The sequence below is a fragment of the Ferruginibacter sp. HRS2-29 genome (assembly GCF_024343615.1).
Classification (GTDB): Bacteria; Bacteroidota; Bacteroidia; order Chitinophagales; family Chitinophagaceae; genus Ferruginibacter.
This window is the reverse complement of sequence record NZ_RJUB01000111.1, coordinates 1-620: the sequence shown is the minus strand read 5'-3', so window position 1 is coordinate 620 and position 620 is coordinate 1. Positions and strand designations below refer to the sequence as shown.

The window sequence follows — 620 nt, the reverse complement described above, 5'->3', positions numbered from 1 at the left end:
GGCGTGGCCTCCCGGCCAGCCGCGAGTGCGACCTTAAAGGGGACCGGCTGGCGGGGACGCCACGCATGGGCGTTGTAATAGTTGGAAGGCGGCCAGCTAAAGTACAGGAATCGCACGACCCTGGAAGGGTCGAATTTACCTGGTCGCCATGGGTCGCAACCCATGGCGAAAAAAATTCAACCCCTTCGGGGTTGTGAGAAGACGGCTGATAATAATTTGCCGGGAAGACGGGAAGAAGGAGGGGTTATTTTTGCTTCTCCACAAGCTTGAAAAAATCGGATAGTTTGATGTCGAGGTAATCCGTCAATACCGACAAACTACTAATGGTCAGATTTCTTGTTCCACTTTCAACTCTGGCAATATGAATGCCGGTATCATTTCCAAAATCTGCTTGCAAAATACCTTTACTCTTACGCAATTCTTTCAGTGCGTTGCCAATTTTGCCAAGTAACTCATCGTTTTTTATCTGCGTCATAGTAGAACAAATAGACTAAAAATAAATTGTTAGAAAAAGGACTTTTGTGTCCTATTTTAATTTATCTTTATTGCATCAACTTTCCGTTCTGAAATCTGGTACATCTAAGCACAGGAAAGGCTAAAGTTCTTGCATGACGATGCGG

2 protein-coding genes are annotated in these 620 nt (G+C 45.2%); one reads left to right on the top strand and one right to left on the bottom strand.

Annotated elements, in window-relative coordinates; genetic code table 11:
* Positions 1–197: hypothetical protein (locus tag EGI32_RS11440; RefSeq protein WP_255155490.1), on the top strand; the 197-nt coding region annotated here is incomplete at its 5' end.
* A gap of 47 nt (positions 198–244) precedes the next feature.
* Here the strand turns inward: EGI32_RS11440 and EGI32_RS11435 are convergent.
* Complete coding sequence (locus EGI32_RS11435; protein ID WP_255155390.1) at positions 245–475, bottom strand: helix-turn-helix domain-containing protein; 231 nt, start codon at positions 473–475, stop codon at positions 245–247.
* Positions 476–620 lie beyond the last annotated feature (145 nt).